General features: G+C 62.6%; 15 protein-coding genes. 8 read left to right on the top strand and 7 right to left on the bottom strand.

Going from position 1 to position 17,032, the window contains the following annotated elements:
• Nucleotides 1–122: 122 nt before the first annotated feature.
• Nucleotides 123–3,050 carry a hypothetical protein gene (locus tag PAB09_RS13140; protein WP_271034075.1) on the bottom strand — a complete coding sequence of 976 codons (2,928 nt, stop codon included), beginning with the start codon at nt 3,048–3,050 and terminating at the stop codon, nt 123–125.
• The gene (locus tag PAB09_RS13135; RefSeq protein ID WP_271035404.1) at nt 3,047–3,895 is read right to left on the bottom strand and encodes an NUDIX hydrolase; all 849 of its coding nucleotides are present in this window, start codon (nt 3,893–3,895) and stop codon (nt 3,047–3,049) included. Before PAB09_RS13135 ends, PAB09_RS13140 begins: the two co-directional genes overlap by 4 nt.
• 850 nt (nt 3,896–4,745) lie before the next feature.
• Here PAB09_RS13135 and PAB09_RS13130 point away from each other — a divergent pair.
• From PAB09_RS13130 to PAB09_RS13100, 7 genes are all read left to right on the top strand, one after another.
• Complete coding sequence (locus PAB09_RS13130) at nt 4,746–6,254, top strand: CCA tRNA nucleotidyltransferase (RefSeq protein ID WP_333780173.1); 1,509 nt, start codon at nt 4,746–4,748, stop codon at nt 6,252–6,254.
• 3 nt (nt 6,255–6,257) lie between these two features.
• A complete protein-coding gene (locus PAB09_RS13125) occupies nt 6,258–6,863 on the top strand; it encodes a YqgE/AlgH family protein (RefSeq protein ID WP_271034073.1) in 606 nt (201 codons plus the stop codon).
• Nucleotide 6,864: 1 nt separating this feature from the next.
• Nucleotides 6,865–7,653 (top strand): AzlC family ABC transporter permease, encoded by a 789-nt coding sequence (locus PAB09_RS13120; protein ID WP_271034072.1) that lies wholly within the window; start codon nt 6,865–6,867, stop codon nt 7,651–7,653.
• Nucleotides 7,646–8,044: a branched-chain amino acid transporter permease gene (locus tag PAB09_RS13115; protein ID WP_271034071.1), complete on the top strand. Its 399-nt coding sequence runs from the start codon at nt 7,646–7,648 to the stop codon at nt 8,042–8,044. The genes PAB09_RS13120 and PAB09_RS13115 overlap by 8 nt, the downstream gene beginning before the upstream one ends.
• 225 nt (nt 8,045–8,269) lie before the next feature.
• Entirely contained in the window at nt 8,270–9,928 is a 1,659-nt protein-coding gene (locus PAB09_RS13110; RefSeq protein WP_271034070.1) for an MFS transporter, read from the top strand.
• Between the two features lie 199 nt (nt 9,929–10,127).
• Entirely contained in the window at nt 10,128–10,325 is a 198-nt protein-coding gene (locus tag PAB09_RS13105; protein WP_333780201.1) for a (4Fe-4S)-binding protein, read from the top strand.
• Nucleotides 10,326–10,485: 160 nt separating this feature from the next.
• Nucleotides 10,486–10,677: a hypothetical protein gene (locus tag PAB09_RS13100; protein WP_271034069.1), complete on the top strand. Its 192-nt coding sequence runs from the start codon at nt 10,486–10,488 to the stop codon at nt 10,675–10,677.
• A gap of 14 nt (nt 10,678–10,691) precedes the next feature.
• Here PAB09_RS13100 and PAB09_RS13095 read toward each other — a convergent pair whose 3' ends face one another.
• The gene (locus tag PAB09_RS13095) at nt 10,692–11,006 is read right to left on the bottom strand and encodes a hypothetical protein (RefSeq protein ID WP_271034068.1); all 315 of its coding nucleotides are present in this window, start codon (nt 11,004–11,006) and stop codon (nt 10,692–10,694) included.
• Between the two features lie 89 nt (nt 11,007–11,095).
• On the opposite strand from PAB09_RS13095, the gene PAB09_RS13090 reads away from it, so the two are divergent.
• Complete coding sequence (locus tag PAB09_RS13090) at nt 11,096–12,097, top strand: LacI family DNA-binding transcriptional regulator (protein WP_271034067.1); 1,002 nt, start codon at nt 11,096–11,098, stop codon at nt 12,095–12,097.
• Between the two features lie 57 nt (nt 12,098–12,154).
• Here PAB09_RS13090 and PAB09_RS13085 read toward each other — a convergent pair whose 3' ends face one another.
• The 4 genes from PAB09_RS13085 to PAB09_RS13070 all read right to left on the bottom strand — a co-directional run bounded on the left by PAB09_RS13085 (nt 12,155) and on the right by PAB09_RS13070 (nt 17,031).
• The gene (locus PAB09_RS13085) at nt 12,155–13,126 is read right to left on the bottom strand and encodes a bile acid:sodium symporter family protein (protein WP_271034066.1); all 972 of its coding nucleotides are present in this window, start codon (nt 13,124–13,126) and stop codon (nt 12,155–12,157) included.
• Nucleotides 13,127–13,268: 142 nt separating this feature from the next.
• On the bottom strand, nt 13,269–13,655 hold the full coding sequence (locus tag PAB09_RS13080; RefSeq protein ID WP_271034065.1) for a Rieske (2Fe-2S) protein: 387 nt from the start codon (nt 13,653–13,655) through the stop codon (nt 13,269–13,271).
• 326 nt (nt 13,656–13,981) lie between these two features.
• Nucleotides 13,982–15,487, bottom strand: coding sequence for an amino acid ABC transporter ATP-binding/permease protein (locus tag PAB09_RS13075; protein ID WP_271034064.1), 1,506 nt, complete (start codon nt 15,485–15,487; stop codon nt 13,982–13,984).
• Nucleotides 15,484–17,031, bottom strand: a complete 1,548-nt coding sequence (locus PAB09_RS13070) for an ATP-binding cassette domain-containing protein (RefSeq protein ID WP_271034063.1) — start codon at nt 17,029–17,031, stop codon at nt 15,484–15,486. Before PAB09_RS13070 ends, PAB09_RS13075 begins: the two co-directional genes overlap by 4 nt.
• Nucleotide 17,032 lies beyond the last annotated feature (1 nt).

Genomic DNA, 17,032 nt, shown 5'->3' with positions numbered 1-17,032 from the left:
ATCAGCTGCTTGGATCCCAAGCCGTGATGAGACTGCAAAGGGCGCCCCACTAGGTCGCACGCGGTGGTGGCAACCAAAGAAGGTGCGCCCTTGTTTATTGGCCGAAAATAAGCGGCGGCTCATCAGCCGGGTTCTTGGGGACCGTCGGGATGATCCGGGGCCTCCGGATCGTCGTCTCCGAGGTTTCCTCGCGGTTGGGACCGCTGGCTGCGCCCGGAACCTTCCGCGCGGTGCGCGCCCACTGGTCCGGTGGCGGTGCCGGTGGCAGTCCCCGATCCAGCCCTGGTCGCACGTGGCATGCCGGTGCTAGCACCTGGCCTGGCGGCGGCGCGACGGCGTTTGAAAAAGATTCGGCCGAACATCAATGCCAGCAATCCCAGCACCACAATCGCCGCCGTGCCGGAGGTGCCCAGGAGGCCAGAGCGGGTTTGCACGCCGATCTCCACCGGGGTGGAAATGGCCGCATCCTGCGGGGTGGCAAGCCACAGCGACAAGTCGGTGCGGCCGGAGTCGGTGGGCAAATCGGCGGTCATCGTCACGGTGATCGAACCCTTCGCCGGGATGATCAGCGGGCTGGGGGTATAGATCGTGGAACCGTCCGGCCCGATGTATCGGATGCGCGCATCCACCGGAAGCGGCAGCCCGTTTTGCGCCACGATCAGCAGCGGGGAAGATTGCGAGATGCGGGTGTAGACGTTGCCCGGTGGCAATAAGGCCACCGAGCTGCGCAGCTCGGTGAGAGTCTCCCGGTTGAGGTTGAGATTGGCGTTGGATTGCCTCGTGCGCTCATCGTAGGACTCGATCGAGTTGCGTCCGGTGTAGCGCAAGGTTCGCAGGAGGTCCTGGCGAAGCGGCCTGGTAAATCCATAGGGTGTGAGTGCGACCTGTGGGTCGTTGATCATCAGCGCGGTGAGGTCGTCGATGTAGCCTGCCTGCTGCTGGGCGCGCAGGATCTCAGTATCGGAGACCACGGTCGGATCGTCGAAAGGCGCGCCGAAGCGGTCGGTGTCTGTGGCCCATGAAGCATCCTGAGCCAACTCGCCGGACTGCTCCGGGGTTGGGGTGAGATAGCTTTCCAAGGATAAGGGGCTGGCTTCGCCGGATTCCAGCAGGTTGGCGGCGGTGCTGAGGATTTCGGTACCGGAGGTCATCGACGCGGGCAGCATCGCCAGCACGGGCTCTTGGCCCCCCGACTCGGCAACAGACTGGCGCAGGGCGGAGTTGGCGGTAGCGTTGCGCGCGGCCTCGGAATCCATCCGCGGATCGATGCGGGTGTCCATGCTGCTATAGCCGACGGTATCGGGGTTGGAACCGGTAGCGGCCAGGGTGGCCACGAGCGACCCGGAGTAGCTGACCCCGGTTAGTCCGGAGCCTAGGTCGGAGAAACGCCCCGACTCGGTGACTCCCCACACGCTGTTGTCGGAAACCAGCACCCGCACCGGGCTCGTCGGGGTCGGTGGAGTGGAACCAGACTGGCCAGCAACACCCGCTGTATCGGCGTTAGCCTGCGCGCCGGGGTCATCGAGGCTCGATTCCACCGCACCTTGGGCCGATTGCTCACCCGTTAGCTGGCCCGCATCTGCACCCTGGCCACCCTGCGGCGCCTGTGTCGATTGCAGCCACAGTTCATCGATGCCGCCTGCGGCCGTGGTACTAGCGGAATCCGCCCACGCCAGCTGGGGGGCGGTCTTTTCTGTGACGTATCCGCTCGGGGTTATTACGACGTTGTCGAGCGGACGCACGCCCAAGATCTCAGTGATCGTGGATTGCCCACGCACCAGCGCTTCTTGTACGAGCCATTGATTATTGGTGGCGGCCACGGCATTGATCTCGGCGTTAGCCCAGGGAAGGGCCACCACGCAGGAGTCGGCAACGATCTCGGTGAGCTCGCCGAGGATTCGCTTCGCATCATCTTGGCCGGTGCCCGGGGTGGAATCGATCGCCTCGGTGGTAGTACCCCAGGAATCGCGCAGGCGACGCTTCTGGGAAACAGAGCTGGGTCGCTCCTTAGCCACGGAATAACCCTGGGACATGCGTGAGAGGGCGTCGACAAGCTGTGGATCCAAGGCGAGGCAGGCAGCCTGCGCCAGTTGGGGGCTTTTGTCGGTGGCCTCTTTGTAGGAATCGACGAGGGTATCGATGCGCCCGCCCTCGCGAAGCTGGGCGGCCAGTTGCTCGCTCGAAAGAATCAGCGGCGCCTGTTCCGGCGCCTCCCCCGTTTCGCCGGCGACGATATCCACGTTGGCGGTCAGCGGGTACACCAGGCTCAAAGAAGTCGCCTGCTCTGGCTGGGTGGTGGCGTCATCCCCATCGACGCCACCATCTCCCACGCCGTCGGTCGCGGCGGCGGTGTCGGAAATGGCGCTGGGGCCGTCGGCGGAACTGTTCCCGTCAGCAGTACTGGACGCACGATCGACGACGGAGAGCAAGAACCGGTTGGAGACGCGGTTGACACCGTCGCTCACACCGATCATGACTGGATAAAAGCCGGGTCCCTGCAGCTCAAAGCTGCCCTGAGCCCCCACGGCGGTGGGGATGGTCAATGACAGCTCGATACTTTGCCCGGGCGGGATGGACTGTTCGCTGAGATCGCCAGGTCCGCCGGCCACGTCGGCGGTGGCGGGATAGGGGAAGGCGGACGGATCGCTGGTGAGCACGCGCCGGGCTTGGGTGACCGTTGCCTCGGCATCCGCGTGCAGGGAAAGGATGGTGAGATCGGTGGCCTTGATGGTGTCCTCACCGTTGTTGGTGACCTTCATGGCCAGCACGAGTTGATCCCCCAGCGTGATCGCCGAGGGCACCTCGGTCAGCTCCATGGCCAGTTCGGAGTCGGTCTCCTCCGCGCGAAGATTGGGGTTGATCCAACGGTCGCGCGCAATGTCGTCGTTAGGCGATTGCAGGAGGGCGTCGGCGCTGGCGGGGGCAGGAATTCCGATACCGAAGATGGCGCTGCCGGCCATCGCCGTGCCTAACAACGCCGAACCTAGCCGCGCGGCGCGGGTTGCCGGAAAAGACCTTGTGGTGGCCTTCGGCGTAAAGTCGTGGCTCACCGCGGGGTCATCCTTCCCGCCTCGTGCTCTTTCACCGCCAACTGTGGCAAAAGGTCGTGGGCAATGCGGGCAAGCTTGCGCTCATCGGCATAGGCGAAGTGCTCGATAAGCGCCGACGCCGGAATCCAGGCAACCTCAGTCACCTCTGGGTCCTCGTCATTGAGATCCCCATCGACGTAGCGCAACAGGTGGTGATGCACCGTCTTGTGGATCCGCGTCCCCTCGGAGACAAACCAGTAGTCAATGACGCCGAGCTGGGCGAAGACCTCGCCGTGGATGCCGGTCTCCTCCCACACCTCGCGTTCGGCGGTGGCGGCGATGTCCTCGCCGGGCTCCACGTGCCCCTTGGGCATTGACCACAACAGGCGCCCGCGCCGGTCGAGCCTGCCGATCAAGGCCACATACACCCGGCTGAGATCCACGTTGCCGCGCTCATCGACGGCCTCCGCCAGCCCGGACACCACAAGTCCACCCGCGGAGGTCTCATCCCGGGTTTCCATCTTGTTGGCCGCATAGCGCGAGGCGGGCTTGCTGGTGGCATAAATCTTCTTGCCACCGCGGTTGCGCGCGGCCGGGCGCGCGGTGGACTGCTCCGCCCCACGCGTCGAACGTCGACGCCGCCGACGCCTGCTTTCGCGGACCGCGTCGCGGCCGGATTCCCGTGTCTCGCGCGACGTATCCGCCTCGCGCACCTCGCGCGCATCGCGAGCGTCTCGACCATCGCGCCCGCCGCGCCTCGTGCGGCCATTCTTGCGCTCCTGCCGCCCGGCACCACCGGACTGGCCCGCTGCACCGGCACCTTCGTCGGGTGAGCCGGGGTGGATGCCGTGTGGCGTCTTGGCCATGCTTGCTGGGCTGGCAGAGTCGGCCGGGCGTGCCTGCCCCCTAGCGCTGGCCGGGGTCGTTGGTGCGGCACCCGTGGTGTGTGCGCTGGAGGCGCTATGTCCGCCACGTTGATTGCCGCGACCCGACGATCGTGCCCCGGACTGCTTGCCGCCTGATTGCTTGGGGCTTGACTGCTTCGATCCACCCTGCTTCGAATGAGCCTTGTTTGATCGTTGCGGGTTCTGGTCTCCGCCGCGGCGGGTATCGGCAGCGCTGGTCGTGGTTGCGGATCCGGACGGAGCCGTGGTTGCCTGTTGAGGGTCGCGCTGACGCGAGCGCGAGCGCTTCCGGCGCCGGCGCTTATTCGCTTGCTGCGACCTCTCGTTTTCCTTCATCTCGTTGATGGTAATCGTTTAAGGGCACAAAGGGCACATATGAACCGCCGTTTGTGGGCACTTTGGCCCTCATTCAAAGACTGTCTTGCTCCGGCATTCATGCGTTTGCGCGGCCGCTGCGGCTGGCATGAGTGCAGGTTGTCGTGCCTGCGGCGATCGCGGCCGGCATAATCGGTGCGCCAACCCCAGCGGCCGCGGCGCCAACGGGAATGTGCTTGCCGACGCCTAACCGGCCAAGATGGCAGGGTTTGGGGTCCCGCTAGTGGCAGGGCGGGTGCCTGTGCCGTGTGAATCATGGATGCCGATCGCCGCTGTTTGGTACCCGTTGCCGCCAGATGCCACCGACGTTTCGTGGGTGCGTGAGAAGCCAGGCCGGATTTCTTTTAATAAGTAAGGAATATGTCACGGGTGGTCAGGGAGGCCAGCTCAGTGGTGCCTAGTGGACGTAAGAAAAACGGCAGGTAGGATGTTTCAGGTGAATTCCCAAACCCAACTTTCCTCTGAACAGATTCTGATCCGCGCCCACGCATCCCTGGGCGAGCTTGGCGAATTCCTGCGCCCGCTCGCCGAGGCCTTTGCTGCGCGCGGGCACAGACTCTACCTCGTGGGCGGTTCCGTGCGCGACGCACTGCTAGAGAAGTTGGGGCATGACCTGGACTTTACAACGGATGCGGTACCGGACGTCGTCAAGCAGATTCTGGAGGAATTTGCCGAGGTCGTGTGGGATACCGGCATCGACTACGGCACGGTATCGGCCGAAAAGCACGGCCAGCTCATCGAGATCACCACCTTCCGCGCGGATACCTACGATGGGCAATCGCGCAACCCCGAGGTCGTCTTCGGCGACACCCTCGAGGGAGATCTCATCCGCCGTGACTTCCGGGTCAATGCGATGGCGATGGAAATCAAGGCCGACGGTGGCATGGTGTTCCACGATCCCGTCGGCGGGCTCGAAGACCTGGCCGCGGGTGTGCTGGACACCCCGGCTACCCCGCAGCAAAGCTTCCACGATGATCCGCTGCGCATGTTGCGCGCGGCCCGGTTCGTCTCGCAGCTGGGTTTCGAGGTTACCGATCGGGTGCGTGCCGCCATGACTGACATGGCGGCCGAGATTGACCGCATCACCGCCGAACGGATTCAGGTTGAGCTCGACAAGTTGATCCTGGGCAAGGATCCCTCCCGCGGTATCGACCTGTTGGTGGAGACCGGGCTGGCCGAGCGCGTCTACCCGGAGATTCCGGCGCTGCGCCTGGCGCAGGACGAGCATCAGCAGCACAAGGACGTCTACGCGCACTCGCTGAAGGTGCTGCAGCAGGCCATCGACCAAGAAGACGATGGCCCCGATCTGGTCTTGCGCTGGGCGGCGCTGGTGCACGACATCGGCAAGCCGGACACCCGCGAATTCAATGAGCAAGGCCATGTCTCCTTCCATCATCACGAGGTGGTGGGTGCGAAGCTCGTGCGAAAGCGCATGCGCAAGCTGAAGTATTCCAAGCAGATGATTGCCGATGTCAGCCAGCTGGTGTATTTGCACATGCGCTTCCACGGCTATGGCGAGGCGGAGTGGACGGACTCGGCCGTGCGCCGGTACGTCACCGACGCGGGCGAGCTGCTCCCCCGCCTGCATAAGTTGGTGCGCTCGGACTGTACGACCCGCAACCCGAAGAAGGCCGCCCGCCTTCAGCGCACCTACGATGCCCTCGAGGAACGCATCGCCGAGATCGCGGCCAAGGAAGACCTTGCCAAGGTTCGTCCCGATCTCGACGGCAACGAGATCATGGGCATCCTTGGCCTGCGGCCGGGTCCAGAGGTGGGTAAGGCGTGGGCGTTTATGAAGGAGTTGCGTCTTGAGCGCGGCCCGCTCGAGCGCGAGGACGCCATTGCCGAGCTGCAGGCCTGGTGGGCTAATCAACACGGACAAGTCGAGGAACCCGCGCCGTCCCCGGCTACCAATCGAGAACTTTCGTCTTCGGAGGAGGAGTAGACCATGGCACATCTCTATGGCGATCGGCTGTTTAATGCCGTCGAGAAGAACGACCCCGCACCGGGCATGCTCCTGGTGGCAGCACCCGGACTCGCTGACGAGAATTTCTCCCGCAGCGTCATCCTTCTCCTGGAGCACAACGAAGCCACGTCTTTTGGCGTGAATATCGCCTCGCGCTCCGACGTGGCGGTGTTCAACGTGATGCCGGAGTGGGCCCCGCTGGTGGCCAAGCCGCAGGCCCTTTATATCGGTGGCCCGCTAAGTCAGCAGGCCGTGGTGGGGCTTGCGGTGACGAAGTCGGGCGTTGACATCTCCTCGCACCGCTTCTTCAACCGCCTGGCCAACCGCCTGGTTCACGTGGACCTGCGTGCCAAGCCGGAGCAGATTCAGGATCTCGTTGAGGGGATGCGCATGTTCGCCGGGTACGCGGAGTGGTCCCCGGGGCAGCTCGATGCAGAGATCGCTCGCGGTGACTGGTTCGTTGCCCCCGCCCTGCCCTCCGACGTTATTGCCCCCGGTAGTGTTGACGTGTGGGGTGATGTGATGCGCAGGCAGCCGATGCCCTTGCCCCTGTACTCCACCTACCCGCACGATGTAAGCGAGAACTAGCATGGTTTCACGTGAAACATCGTTACGTGAAGAGGTGATCAAGGGAGTCAAACAGACCTGGGCCGTCGGCCTGGGTCTGATCCCTTTGGGGCTGGCCTTCGGCCTGCTTATCACCCAGTCTGGCTTCGCCTGGTGGTGGGCGCCGATCTTCTCGCTAGTCATCTACGCTGGCTCGATGGAGTTTCTCGCCATTGGATTGATCACCGGCGGCGTGGGGCCCATCTCGGCCGCGGTCACCGGCTTCATGGTGAACTTCCGACACATCTTCTACGGCCTGACGTTTCCCCGTCACGCCATCCACAGTCGAATCGGTCGTGCTTATTCCACGTATGCGCTTACCGACGAGTCCTATGCGATCGTCTCCGCCGATCCGGAACGCCACCCCAGCGGCGCGAAGGTGTTGACGGTGCAGATCCTGTGCCAGTTGCTCTGGGTAATTCCCGGCACGATCGCGGCACTGATCGGCCAGGCGCTGCCGGATAACATCGGCGGTATGGAGTTCGCGCTGACCGCCTTATTCGTGGTGCTGGCGTGGGAGTCCTTCAAGGCGAATCGGGACTACTCTTTGCCGATCATCGCGGGGGGTATGGCAATTGCGACGGCCTTCCTGGCGCCAGCGCACATCTTGATCGTTTCGCTGACGCTGTACTTCATCGTGCTGTTGATCCGCAATGCTTCCCCGCGTGTCGACGAGGCGCTCACCTGGCGTATCGGCGCCCAGGATGCGGCCGGCGGCGCGGAAGTGCGCGAAGCGAAATCGACGAAGGAGGGAGAGCTCGGCAATGAGTGAATCCTCGTCTTTGGTTTCCGCCTCGGCTGAGCGGTGGCTCGCCTCGGGCGCTGGCCTTCCGGAGGGGGTCAGCTTATCGACGGTCGTCGGTGTCCTGATCCCCGTTGCGATCGTTACCTTCGCGCTGCGGGAATTACCCTTTTCCGCTGTGCGCTTCATGCGGGGATCGACTCTCATGGCGCTTCTGGCCACCACCATGCCGGTGGGGGTGATGGTGGTGCTGGTGATCTACACGCTCAACTCCAGCCGCGAGGCACCCGGCGGGTTGCTCGCCGCTGTGATCGCGGTGGCCGCGACCCTCGGGCTGCATGCGTGGCGACGCGACGCGAGCATCTCCATCCTCGGCGGCACGGCGGCCTACATGCTTCTTGTCAACCTGGTGTGGGCCTAGTCCCGCGCTCTTGCGCACTCCCCTGGCCTTGTGAAAAGGCCCGGGGATTTTTCTTGTGCCATGAAACCTTGGGCAGTGTGGCTGTCATTGTTGGGGGTGGCGGGAACATAAGAGCCCCCTATTTTGTTGACATATCCAGAAACGACGTGGGTCTCCACGCCTGTGAAGGATACGAGCCAGAAATGCAGCGCACGTATTGCGCATGAGGTGGAGGTGACACTGACAATGAACAACCAACAAGTATTCGCTGCCCCGGCCGGCACCCGCGCGGTTGAAGCACACGACGAGGCTGAAGGCACCATGCGGCGTGACGTCGTGGGGCCTGTGGGCGTCGGCAAGCACCCCGACGCACCTGCGGACGCTGCACCAACCGTCTCACCTGAAGCGGTGGACAGCTACGAGCGCCTCCAGGGCGCTGAGGAGGACGGGCGCCCGGTCGGCTCGCGCAAGCTCATGGCGGCACTACTCGGACCGGTCTTTATGGCGCTGGTGGCGATCTCGGTGGTCAACGTCGCGCTCTCGCCGATGCGCGCCTCGCTGGGCGCCTCGAACAGCCTCACGCAATGGGTGGTGTCGGGCTATGCGCTCTCCTTCGGGGTGCCGCTGGTGGCGGCCGGGCGCATCGGCGACGTCAGCGGACGCAGGCGCATGTTCTCCCTTGGCGTGGGGCTATTTACGCTGGGTTCCTTGCTATCCGCGCTCGCGCCGAGCATCGGGGTCCTCATCGGCGCCCGTGTGCTGCAGGGGCTTGGTGCGGGACTGTTTAACCCGCAGATCACCGGCATCATCCAGGCCAACTTCACCGGCCAAGCCCGTGCGCGTGCCTATGCCATGTTCGGAACCACCGTTGCCATCGCGACAGTCGTCGGCCCGCTGCTCGGCGGTTTCCTCATCCAGGTCTTCGGCCAGGGGCTGGGTTGGCGCATGATGTTTATGATCAACGTTCCGATGGGGCTTGCTACGCTTGCGATCGCCTCGCGCTGGATCCCCGATGACCGGGCGTTTGGTGCGACGAGTGTCGCGGAGGCCGTGGGGACCACCGATGCTGCGGGAACGAACGCGCGGCCGCGTCGGATGGACCTCGATCCGGTGGGCATGGTGTTGCTTCCGGTGGCCATCCTTGCCATCCTCTTCCCCTTCGTGCAGCGCAGCACCGCAGTCCTTCCTTGGGTCTTTGGGCTGTTTGGTGCCGTGCTCGCCGTGGTGTTTGTGCGTTGGGAGGCCTCCTATAAAAAGCGTTCACACACGCCGATGCTCGACCTTGACCTCGTGCGCGCACCCGCGTTTTGCAATGGGATTTTCATCGTCACGCTTTTCTTCCTCGGCAACACGAGCGTGTGGCTGATCGTTCCTATTTACCTGCAAAACCATCTCGGCACCACGGCGCTGGTTGCGGCCATGATGACGGTTCCGGCTTCGGTAGTCTCCGGTTTCACCGCCCCGTGGGCCGGACGCCACGTGCTACACATGGGCCGCAAGATGGTCATCGGCGGGTATCTCGTTTCCATGACCGCGGTGCTGGCGACGCTGCTTGTTATCAATCCGGTCGAGTCCGGCCGTGCCGGCGTGTGGTGGTTTGCCCTTTCCCTGCTGGGCTTTGGCATCGGCTCGGGCCTCGTCATCTCCCCCAACCAGACCCTGACTTTGGCCTCCGTACGCCCGGAGGTCTCCGGCGTCGCCGGTGGCGTGCTCTCCCTGGGGCAGCGCATGGGCACCGCGATCGGCACCGCGTTGATCTCCAGCATCCTCTTCGGCCTGGTTGAGGCGGGTGTGCATTGGAATATCGCCCTCAGCGCGGCGTTCGGGGGAATCTTCCTCGCCTACGTCGGCGGGCTTGCCTTCACCATCGCCGATTTCCGCCGCGAGGCGCGCAGCGCTGCTTAACGACGCTTCCCCGCCGCTGGGCACGGCCGAAGGGACGTTGCGGTGGCGCTAGCCATAGTGCCAGCGGTGGGCATGGTGCGGGGGTACGCTGAGCTGAAAATGATGTCTGTCAACCAGATTGATAAAAGGCAAGGGGTATCGGATGGCAACCGTTCATTAACTCACCGAGCAAGGATACAAGCCCTATGAGGCAGAAGGCATCACCGTTTTTTGGAAGCCCGATATCTGCCAGCACTCCGGCAATTGCGTGCGCGGCGACTCGGAGGTCTTTTCCGCCCAGCGGCGCCCGTGGATCAATCCGGCGGGAAACTCGCCGGAGGCCATCGCCGCCGTGATTGACACCTGTTCGTCGGGCGCGCTGCGCTATGTCGTCGACGGCGGTGGTGCGAATAGTTAGGTATTCGGATGGGATGAAGGCACGCTGCCTCAAGCAAGTGCCGGTAACAAGAGGCGACTAGAGGCAGATAAAGATAAAGAAGCCCAGGTCGGAATGATATTCTGAGCTGGGCTTTTATTATTCGAACAGTCATGTCGCGGGCGTTTTTTATGCTGCCTGCATGACCGCTGTATATGAAGTAGTACCGCCCCTATGCCCCCACTGCCACGCCGTGCGTAGGCCAGGTTCCTATCTCGTTGGCTGGGATGCGGAGCACTGGCCACCACACCGTACCTGGACCTGCCTTGCCTGCCGCCATGTGGAGCATGCGATGAAAGTGGAGCTTCGTCCCGTGCGCACCCGGGTGGCCTAGGGTGTGCCTTGGGCTTATCCCAATGCGGGGAACTTGGCCAAGGCTTCGGCCCACAGCGCTTCGAAGGCATCCGCCAGCACGGTTGTGGAAGTAATGTCGGGGAAGTCGGCGTATTGGTCAGGGTGTGGCACCACCTGTTCGGGGGTTGCCGCCATGCCCACGCTTTTTCCGCCTGTAGCCGCGCCGCGGATGGTCTCAGAAGGATCAAGCTCGATGATGCGCAAGAGTTCGCAGGTAAAGCCGTCGATTGGCTGCAGCTCCGCGATGTGGATGCTGGTACCTACCTGGGGGATGGTCATTTCGGTGCGAACATAGAGCAGTTCTTTCATGCGTATTAGCATACAAGAGGACAGAAAATGGCAACGCTCCCATTAGAATGATTGCTAGGATTACCTGTTGCTCAGAAAGGATGCCCACCGTGTCAATCGCCAAGCGAGCCACCATGAAGGATGTCGCCGAGCTTGCTGGCGTGAGTATCCAAACGGTCTCCCGGGTGTTGAATTCCTCCGGGGCTGTGAGCGATCACACTCGGGAGAAGGTGGAGGCCGCGGCACGGGATTTGCGCTATACCGTCAACCTAGCCGCCCGGCAGCTGGCGGCCAAGGATTCAGGGGTCGTTGGATTCCTCGTCGATGGGGATCTGCGCTATGGCATCGCCGAGATTTTCACGCACTTGCAAGATACGTTGCGCGAGCGCAATGAGCACCTCGCCTACTCCACGGCAGGCTCCGATTCAGGGCATCTGCGAGACGCCCTCGATTACCTCCAGGGCTCCCACGTAAAAGGGCTCATTGTCTTTGCTCCCGAGGCCTCCATCCTCGATTCGATCCTGGCGCGCACGTCCCTGCCCGTGGTGGCAATTGCCGCCGGGGTGGAGCCACGCGCCAACCTCAGTGTGGTGACCTTTGACCAGGAGCCGGCAGTCTATGCGGCGACGAAGAAACTGATCGATGCAGGCGCGAAGCGCATTGTCCACCTGTGTGGCGATATGCGCTGCGAGGATGCCCGCTTGCGGCTAAGCGGCTATCGCAGCGCTGTCGAAGAAAGTGGCCTGGAGCCGGATTGGGTCGTTGGCTGGGGATGGTCCAATGAGGATGGCTATGCGGCTGCCACGGAGGCCTTGGGCAAGGGAACTCCCGATGCATTCGTCGTGGGCAACGATGACATGGCCATCGGTACGATCCGCGCACTTGCGGAGCGTGGGATTTCCGTTCCCGGCGACGTCGAGGTGATCGGGTTTGATGACCTCCCCGTCTCCAAGTTCCTCAGCCCCGCCTTAAGTACCATCAGCCAGGACTTCGTTGGCCTAGGCGTTGCGGCCATTGATCAGCTCGAGCGGCTTTTGGCCGGAGGTGGCGGCGAGCAGGTGGTGTTGCCCACCCGAACTGTTTGGCGTGAAACCACCCGCACGCAGCCCTAGGTCATGCACAAGGTCCCCTCCTTCAATTCATTGTGAAGGAGGGGACCTTGTGGATTCCTAGTGGGAGCTTTGTGCCCCATAGCGGGCGGCTAACCACGAACAGATCATGAGCTGGACCTGATGGAAGATCATCAGTGGCAAGATGAGCAGACCGAGGTTGGCGCCGCCGAAGATAACCGCGGCCATCGGGAGGCCGGAGGCCAAGGATTTCTTGGAGCCGCAGAACTCGATGGCGATGACGTCGGGGCGGCTGAATCCGAGCTTGGAACTGACCGCGCGGCTCAGCCACAGCATGAAGCTGACCAGGGCCGCGGAGAAGACGATGAGGAAAACAATCTGCCAGACGCCGACCGTGCTCCAAATCCCTTCCACCATGCCAGCGGAAAACGCGGAGTACACCACCATCGCGATGGATCCGCGGTCCACGATCTTCGTTGCCTTACGCGCAGCGAAGCCGGCGACCCAGCGCCGAGTCAGCTGGCCGAGAATGAAGGGCAGGAGCAGCTGTACAGCGATATCGATGAACACCCCGGTGTCGATGTGGACTCCCCCGTCGCCGGTGACGGATCCGCTCATGAGCAGCATCACGAGCAGCGGAGTAAGGAAGACGCCGGCGAGGTTACTCGCCGACGCTGAGACGATCGCGCCGGCGACGTTGCCCTTGGCGATGGAGGTGAAGGCCACCGACGACTGAACTGTCGAGGGGACTAGGGTGAGGTAAAGGATGCCTAGGTAGAGTTCCTGCCCTATCAGCCCGGCCAGCGGGCGCAGCGCGAGCCCGATGATCGGAAAGACCACGAAGGTAAAGGTGAGGATCGTCAGATGCAGCTTCCAGTTCTTTAAGCCTTCGAGCGCCTCATGCGTGGACAGTCGCGCGCCATATAGGAAGAACAATAGGGCGATCGCGATCTTGACTGCTATCGAAAACCAATCGGCAAACGTTCCGCTCGCCGGGAAAATAATCGCGAAAATGACCGCAAGAATAATGAGGACGATGAGAGGGTCGGGTTTATTGAATCGGGAAAGCATAGGCGCAAGTCTATTGCATGACCCTCGGCGAGTGGTGGAAGTCACCTCTTAAAAAGCCCCCTCGATCTCCCCGTTTCACGTGAAACGGGGAGACCGTCCGTGTGCGCTCCCCTAGCCCGCCGAAGGGAGGGTGTTGGATGAGCTAAGAAAGCGCGATAGAGTCACCTTCAACGGTCGCTGTGCGCGTTTCCAATGGGTCGCGGGATGGACCGTCGGTCACGGAGCCGTCGACGATGCTGAACTCAGAGCCGTGCTGGGTACAGCGGACGATGTCATCCTTAACGACCGTGATCGGCGATCCGGCATGGGGGCACTTCGTCGAGTAAGCCACGTAGTGGCCTTCGGTAGGCTGGGCGACGATGTAGCCGCCCACAATGAGGGCACTTCCGACTGGGACGTCTGTGACGGCGACCGAGTTCACTTCGGCGGCACTTCCGCAGGCGGCGAGCAGGGCGCCCGCGAAGGTGGTGGCGGTTCCTAGGAGGAACATGCGCCGAGAGCATTGGAATGGCTGGGGTGAAGTAGTCATGTATTTCAGTATCTCACCCCGCATGCTTTTTACGCTTTACGACGCCAAGGTGCTCACCTGAAATGGGTGGAAAAGCATGAGGCCGTTAATTGTCACAGTGACGAACGAATGGAGGCCAAGGGCAGGCCATTCGACAACGAGCTATCGGTTTCCTTCATCGTGTGGAAGGCGGCTGAAGCTGACGCGTGGTGCGTACGGAAAGCATCGCGGTCGTTGAAGACTCGGTTTTTAATCCTCGCCGACCTTTAAGGGTGGGGCGACTGACCTCACAGCGGTCTTCTCCCCTCTCCTTGTCGGCCGCGGAGTGCACACGCACTCACGCCTTCTTACTCACTGTCGCACGAGGTTTCACGTGAAACCTCGGGGGCATCCTCCTCAAGGTGGGTGACCGCGATGATGGTTCTGTGAGGTAGGGTGCCAGGAAGGTTCGGTTGCTTCAGGAGGGTGAGTAGCGCATGGGCATCCGCGGTGGCGATGTGCTCGGTGGGTTCATCGAGGAGGAGGATGGGGGCATCGCTCAGCAAAGCTCGCGCCAAGAGAAGCCGACGGCGTTGTCCGGAAGATAGCGATCCCGCGCCATCCTCGAGGAGGGTGTCCAGCGGCAAGGTGAATCCCACCGCCTCTAATGCCGCTAGGATCTGGGCGTCGTTCGCATCGGGCTTGGCTAGAAGCAAGTTTTCGCGCACGGTAGTGGCGAAGATCCACTCGTCCTCGGAGTGAAATTGGGCGAGGCTACTCGCTTGCACGACTCCTTCCCTCGTCGGTAATTCTCCAGCGAGGGTGCGCAGAAGTGTGGACTTGCCCAGACCTGATGGTCCGCGAATAATCAGCCGCGAATTAAAGGGAGCAGACAGTGTCCAGCGTTGCTCGCCGTATTGGCAAAGTGCGTCTGTGGCGCTGATGTCAATCACGGCGGGGGTTGTAGGCTGCTCTGCTTCCCTACGCATTGCCTCATGGAGCTTTGTGGCGGAACGCATTGCTTCTCTTAAGTGAATGGCCGCCTTGTCTAGTCCCGCGTGTGCCTCGAAGCTAGCAAGGGGAATGAGTACGAGCATGCCGAGCCATGTGGGTTCCCCGGAGTAGAAGGTGATGCCAACGACTGTGATGCCGAAGATGCTAAGCCCCTGGGCCAGCGTGGAAAGCATGCGAGCTGTGGAGGTAAGGGCCTGGTTGCGCTGCTGGCTCGCAGTTGTTGATTGTGAACAGTCCTCGACGCGGGACTCGAGGCGTTCTAGTTGCCCCGCGACAGAATATTCGGCGCGATGGAGCATCAGGCGGCGCAAGGAGGCATCGAGTGCGTCAAGATCCGCGGTGGCATTCACGACGCGGGTAGCGCGAGAGGCAAGCACCGGGCACACGATACCGGTTACCAGGAAGGCGGTAGTTAGGATGACTGCTGCGAGTGGTTGGAGGAGCGCGATACCGCCGATCGTAAGAACGGAAATGAGTCCTGCGGTGTAGAAGGGGACGAGAGAGCGCACGATGGAATCGGTGATCCGCTCAACATCGGTGTCGCTGATATCTCCACCTGCATCGAAGGCGATGCACCGCAAGGTGGTCTGGGCTCGCAAAGCCAAGCGATGAGCATAAAGCCGGTCGCTATAGCGAAAGGCGGCCCTGGATATTCCCAATGCGCGCACACCCGTGATCGCGATGCTGAGATCAAGCACGGGAGGCATTTCCCAGGCCCGGGTGATGAGCCACCCGGACAACACCGTCAGCCCTAGGGCGGCCGAGAGAGTCAGGGCGCTGAGCGTGGTGGCTGTGATGAGGTGGATGGGACGTACGCCCGCGCGGGCGAGAATAGCACGCAACTGTCTATAGGAATTCACAGGGTCACCACCTGATCGGCGATCGCGTGCAAACGCGGATCGTGGCTAGCGACGATAACGCACACTCCCCTCTTTGTCTCAGCGTGAAGAACGCTGATAAGATCCTCAACCAGCTCGGGGCTCAGGTGAGCGCTGGGCTCATCGAGGAGCACCGCCTCGGTGTGTTCATGCGCCAGGGTGCGTGCAATAGCAACCCGGTGCGCCTGTCCGGTCGAAAGGGAGCGAGGCTCGTCTGAGCTGATGTCCAAGGAGAGTTCGCCTAAGACCTGTGATGCCGATTGTTTGCTTGCGCCAAGTTCGACAATGTTGTCCGTTACGCTTCCCGAAAGCCACACGGGGACTGCAGGAAGGTAGGCCAGATGTTGAGGTGCTTCCACTTTCCCACTAACTTTGGCGTCGGGAAGCAATCCGGCAATGGCCAGCAGCGTCGTGGACTTTCCGGAGCCATTGGGGCCACTCAGTACGGTGATTGTCCCACGCGGGGCGCTAAAGGAGAGCTCTCGAGGTGTTTGTCCTTCCCTACCGCTGACGGAAAGATTCGTACACGCCACCTCATCGGAGATGCTGCGGTAACCACCGCAGGGCGCACGGGTGTCGATGAGTGCCAGCGCTTCCGCGGCCGCGGTGGTACCTTCGGCGGCGGCGTGGAAACTCGTTCCCACGGCTCGCAGTGGAGCGTAAACCTCCGGGACGATGATGAGCACGATGAGTGCTGAGGCAAGCTCGATGCCTCCGTCGAGCAGCCGCAGCCCCACCGAGACCGCCACAAGGGCGACAGATAACGTGGCGAGGAATTCGAGCGCAAACGACGAAAGAAAGGCGAGCCTGAGGACTCCCATCGTGGTGTTGGCGTGCCCGGTGCCCGCGGTCTCCAGTTCTCGGCGTGGGGCCTGCTCGCGATGATATCTGCGCAATGTCTGTGCGCCCCCGAGAATGTCCGCCAAGCGGTGCTGGAGCGCGGAGGCGGCCGCGAGGCGAGCCTGGGTGTGCCTCTGGGTGAGCTTCCCGATGAGGATCATGAAGATGGGAATCAACGGAATGGTGCTTAACGCGAGCCAGCCAGCAGGGCGGTCGAGGTAAAAGATGACTGCGAGGGCGGTGGGCGTCGACAAGCACACTGCGACGAGTGCGGGGATGTATTCAGCAAGATACGGCCGCAGGCCCTCCAGCTCGCGCCCGAGGGTCAACGTCCAACGCGCTGCCTCCGCGCTGATGTCGCGGGGATCGTGGTTGCGAAGGGCCTTCACGGCCACGGTGCGAAGTTGGTGGATGGTGGCACCCGCGGCTCGAGCGGTCCAGGAGTTGCGTACCCAGGCGAGGCCACCGTGGGCCAGCACGGTGGCAGCCAGGGCGCCCAGAAGCGACAGTTTCACGTGAAACATGGGAAATTCGGTGATCGCCGCGGCGGTGAGCGTACCGAGCAGCAGGCCGCGGAGCACGACGAGTGCCGTCTCCACGGCCTGTGTAATCCCCGTGCCGATGACGTAACGAAGCGCCGCTGGGCTGACCTTGAGCAGGCGCATGTCGATGGGGCCGGAGGACATG

It is taken from the genome of Corynebacterium sp. SCR221107, from assembly GCF_027886475.1.
Lineage (GTDB): Bacteria > Actinomycetota > Actinomycetes > Mycobacteriales > Mycobacteriaceae > Corynebacterium.
The sequence above is the reverse complement of the archived record's forward strand: the minus strand, read 5'-3'. Positions and strand labels throughout refer to the sequence as shown.

Coding starts and splice junctions, on each gene's coding strand:
- PAB09_RS13095 (WP_271034068.1), bottom strand. CDS start 11,006: ATGAAAGAACTGCTCTATGTTCGCACCGAAATGACCATCCCCCAGGTA.
- PAB09_RS13085 (WP_271034066.1), bottom strand. CDS start 13,126: ATGCTTTCCCGATTCAATAAACCCGACCCTCTCATCGTCCTCATTATT.
- PAB09_RS13100 (WP_271034069.1), top strand. CDS start 10,486: ATGACCGCTGTATATGAAGTAGTACCGCCCCTATGCCCCCACTGCCAC.
- PAB09_RS13080 (WP_271034065.1), bottom strand. CDS start 13,655: ATGACTACTTCACCCCAGCCATTCCAATGCTCTCGGCGCATGTTCCTC.
- PAB09_RS13070 (WP_271034063.1), bottom strand. CDS start 17,031: ATGTCCTCCGGCCCCATCGACATGCGCCTGCTCAAGGTCAGCCCAGCG.
- PAB09_RS13135 (WP_271035404.1), bottom strand. CDS start 3,895: ATGGCCAAGACGCCACACGGCATCCACCCCGGCTCACCCGACGAAGGT.
- PAB09_RS13115 (WP_271034071.1), top strand. CDS start 7,646: ATGAGTGAATCCTCGTCTTTGGTTTCCGCCTCGGCTGAGCGGTGGCTC.
- PAB09_RS13110 (WP_271034070.1), top strand. CDS start 8,270: ATGAACAACCAACAAGTATTCGCTGCCCCGGCCGGCACCCGCGCGGTT.
- PAB09_RS13120 (WP_271034072.1), top strand. CDS start 6,865: ATGGTTTCACGTGAAACATCGTTACGTGAAGAGGTGATCAAGGGAGTC.
- PAB09_RS13125 (WP_271034073.1), top strand. CDS start 6,258: ATGGCACATCTCTATGGCGATCGGCTGTTTAATGCCGTCGAGAAGAAC.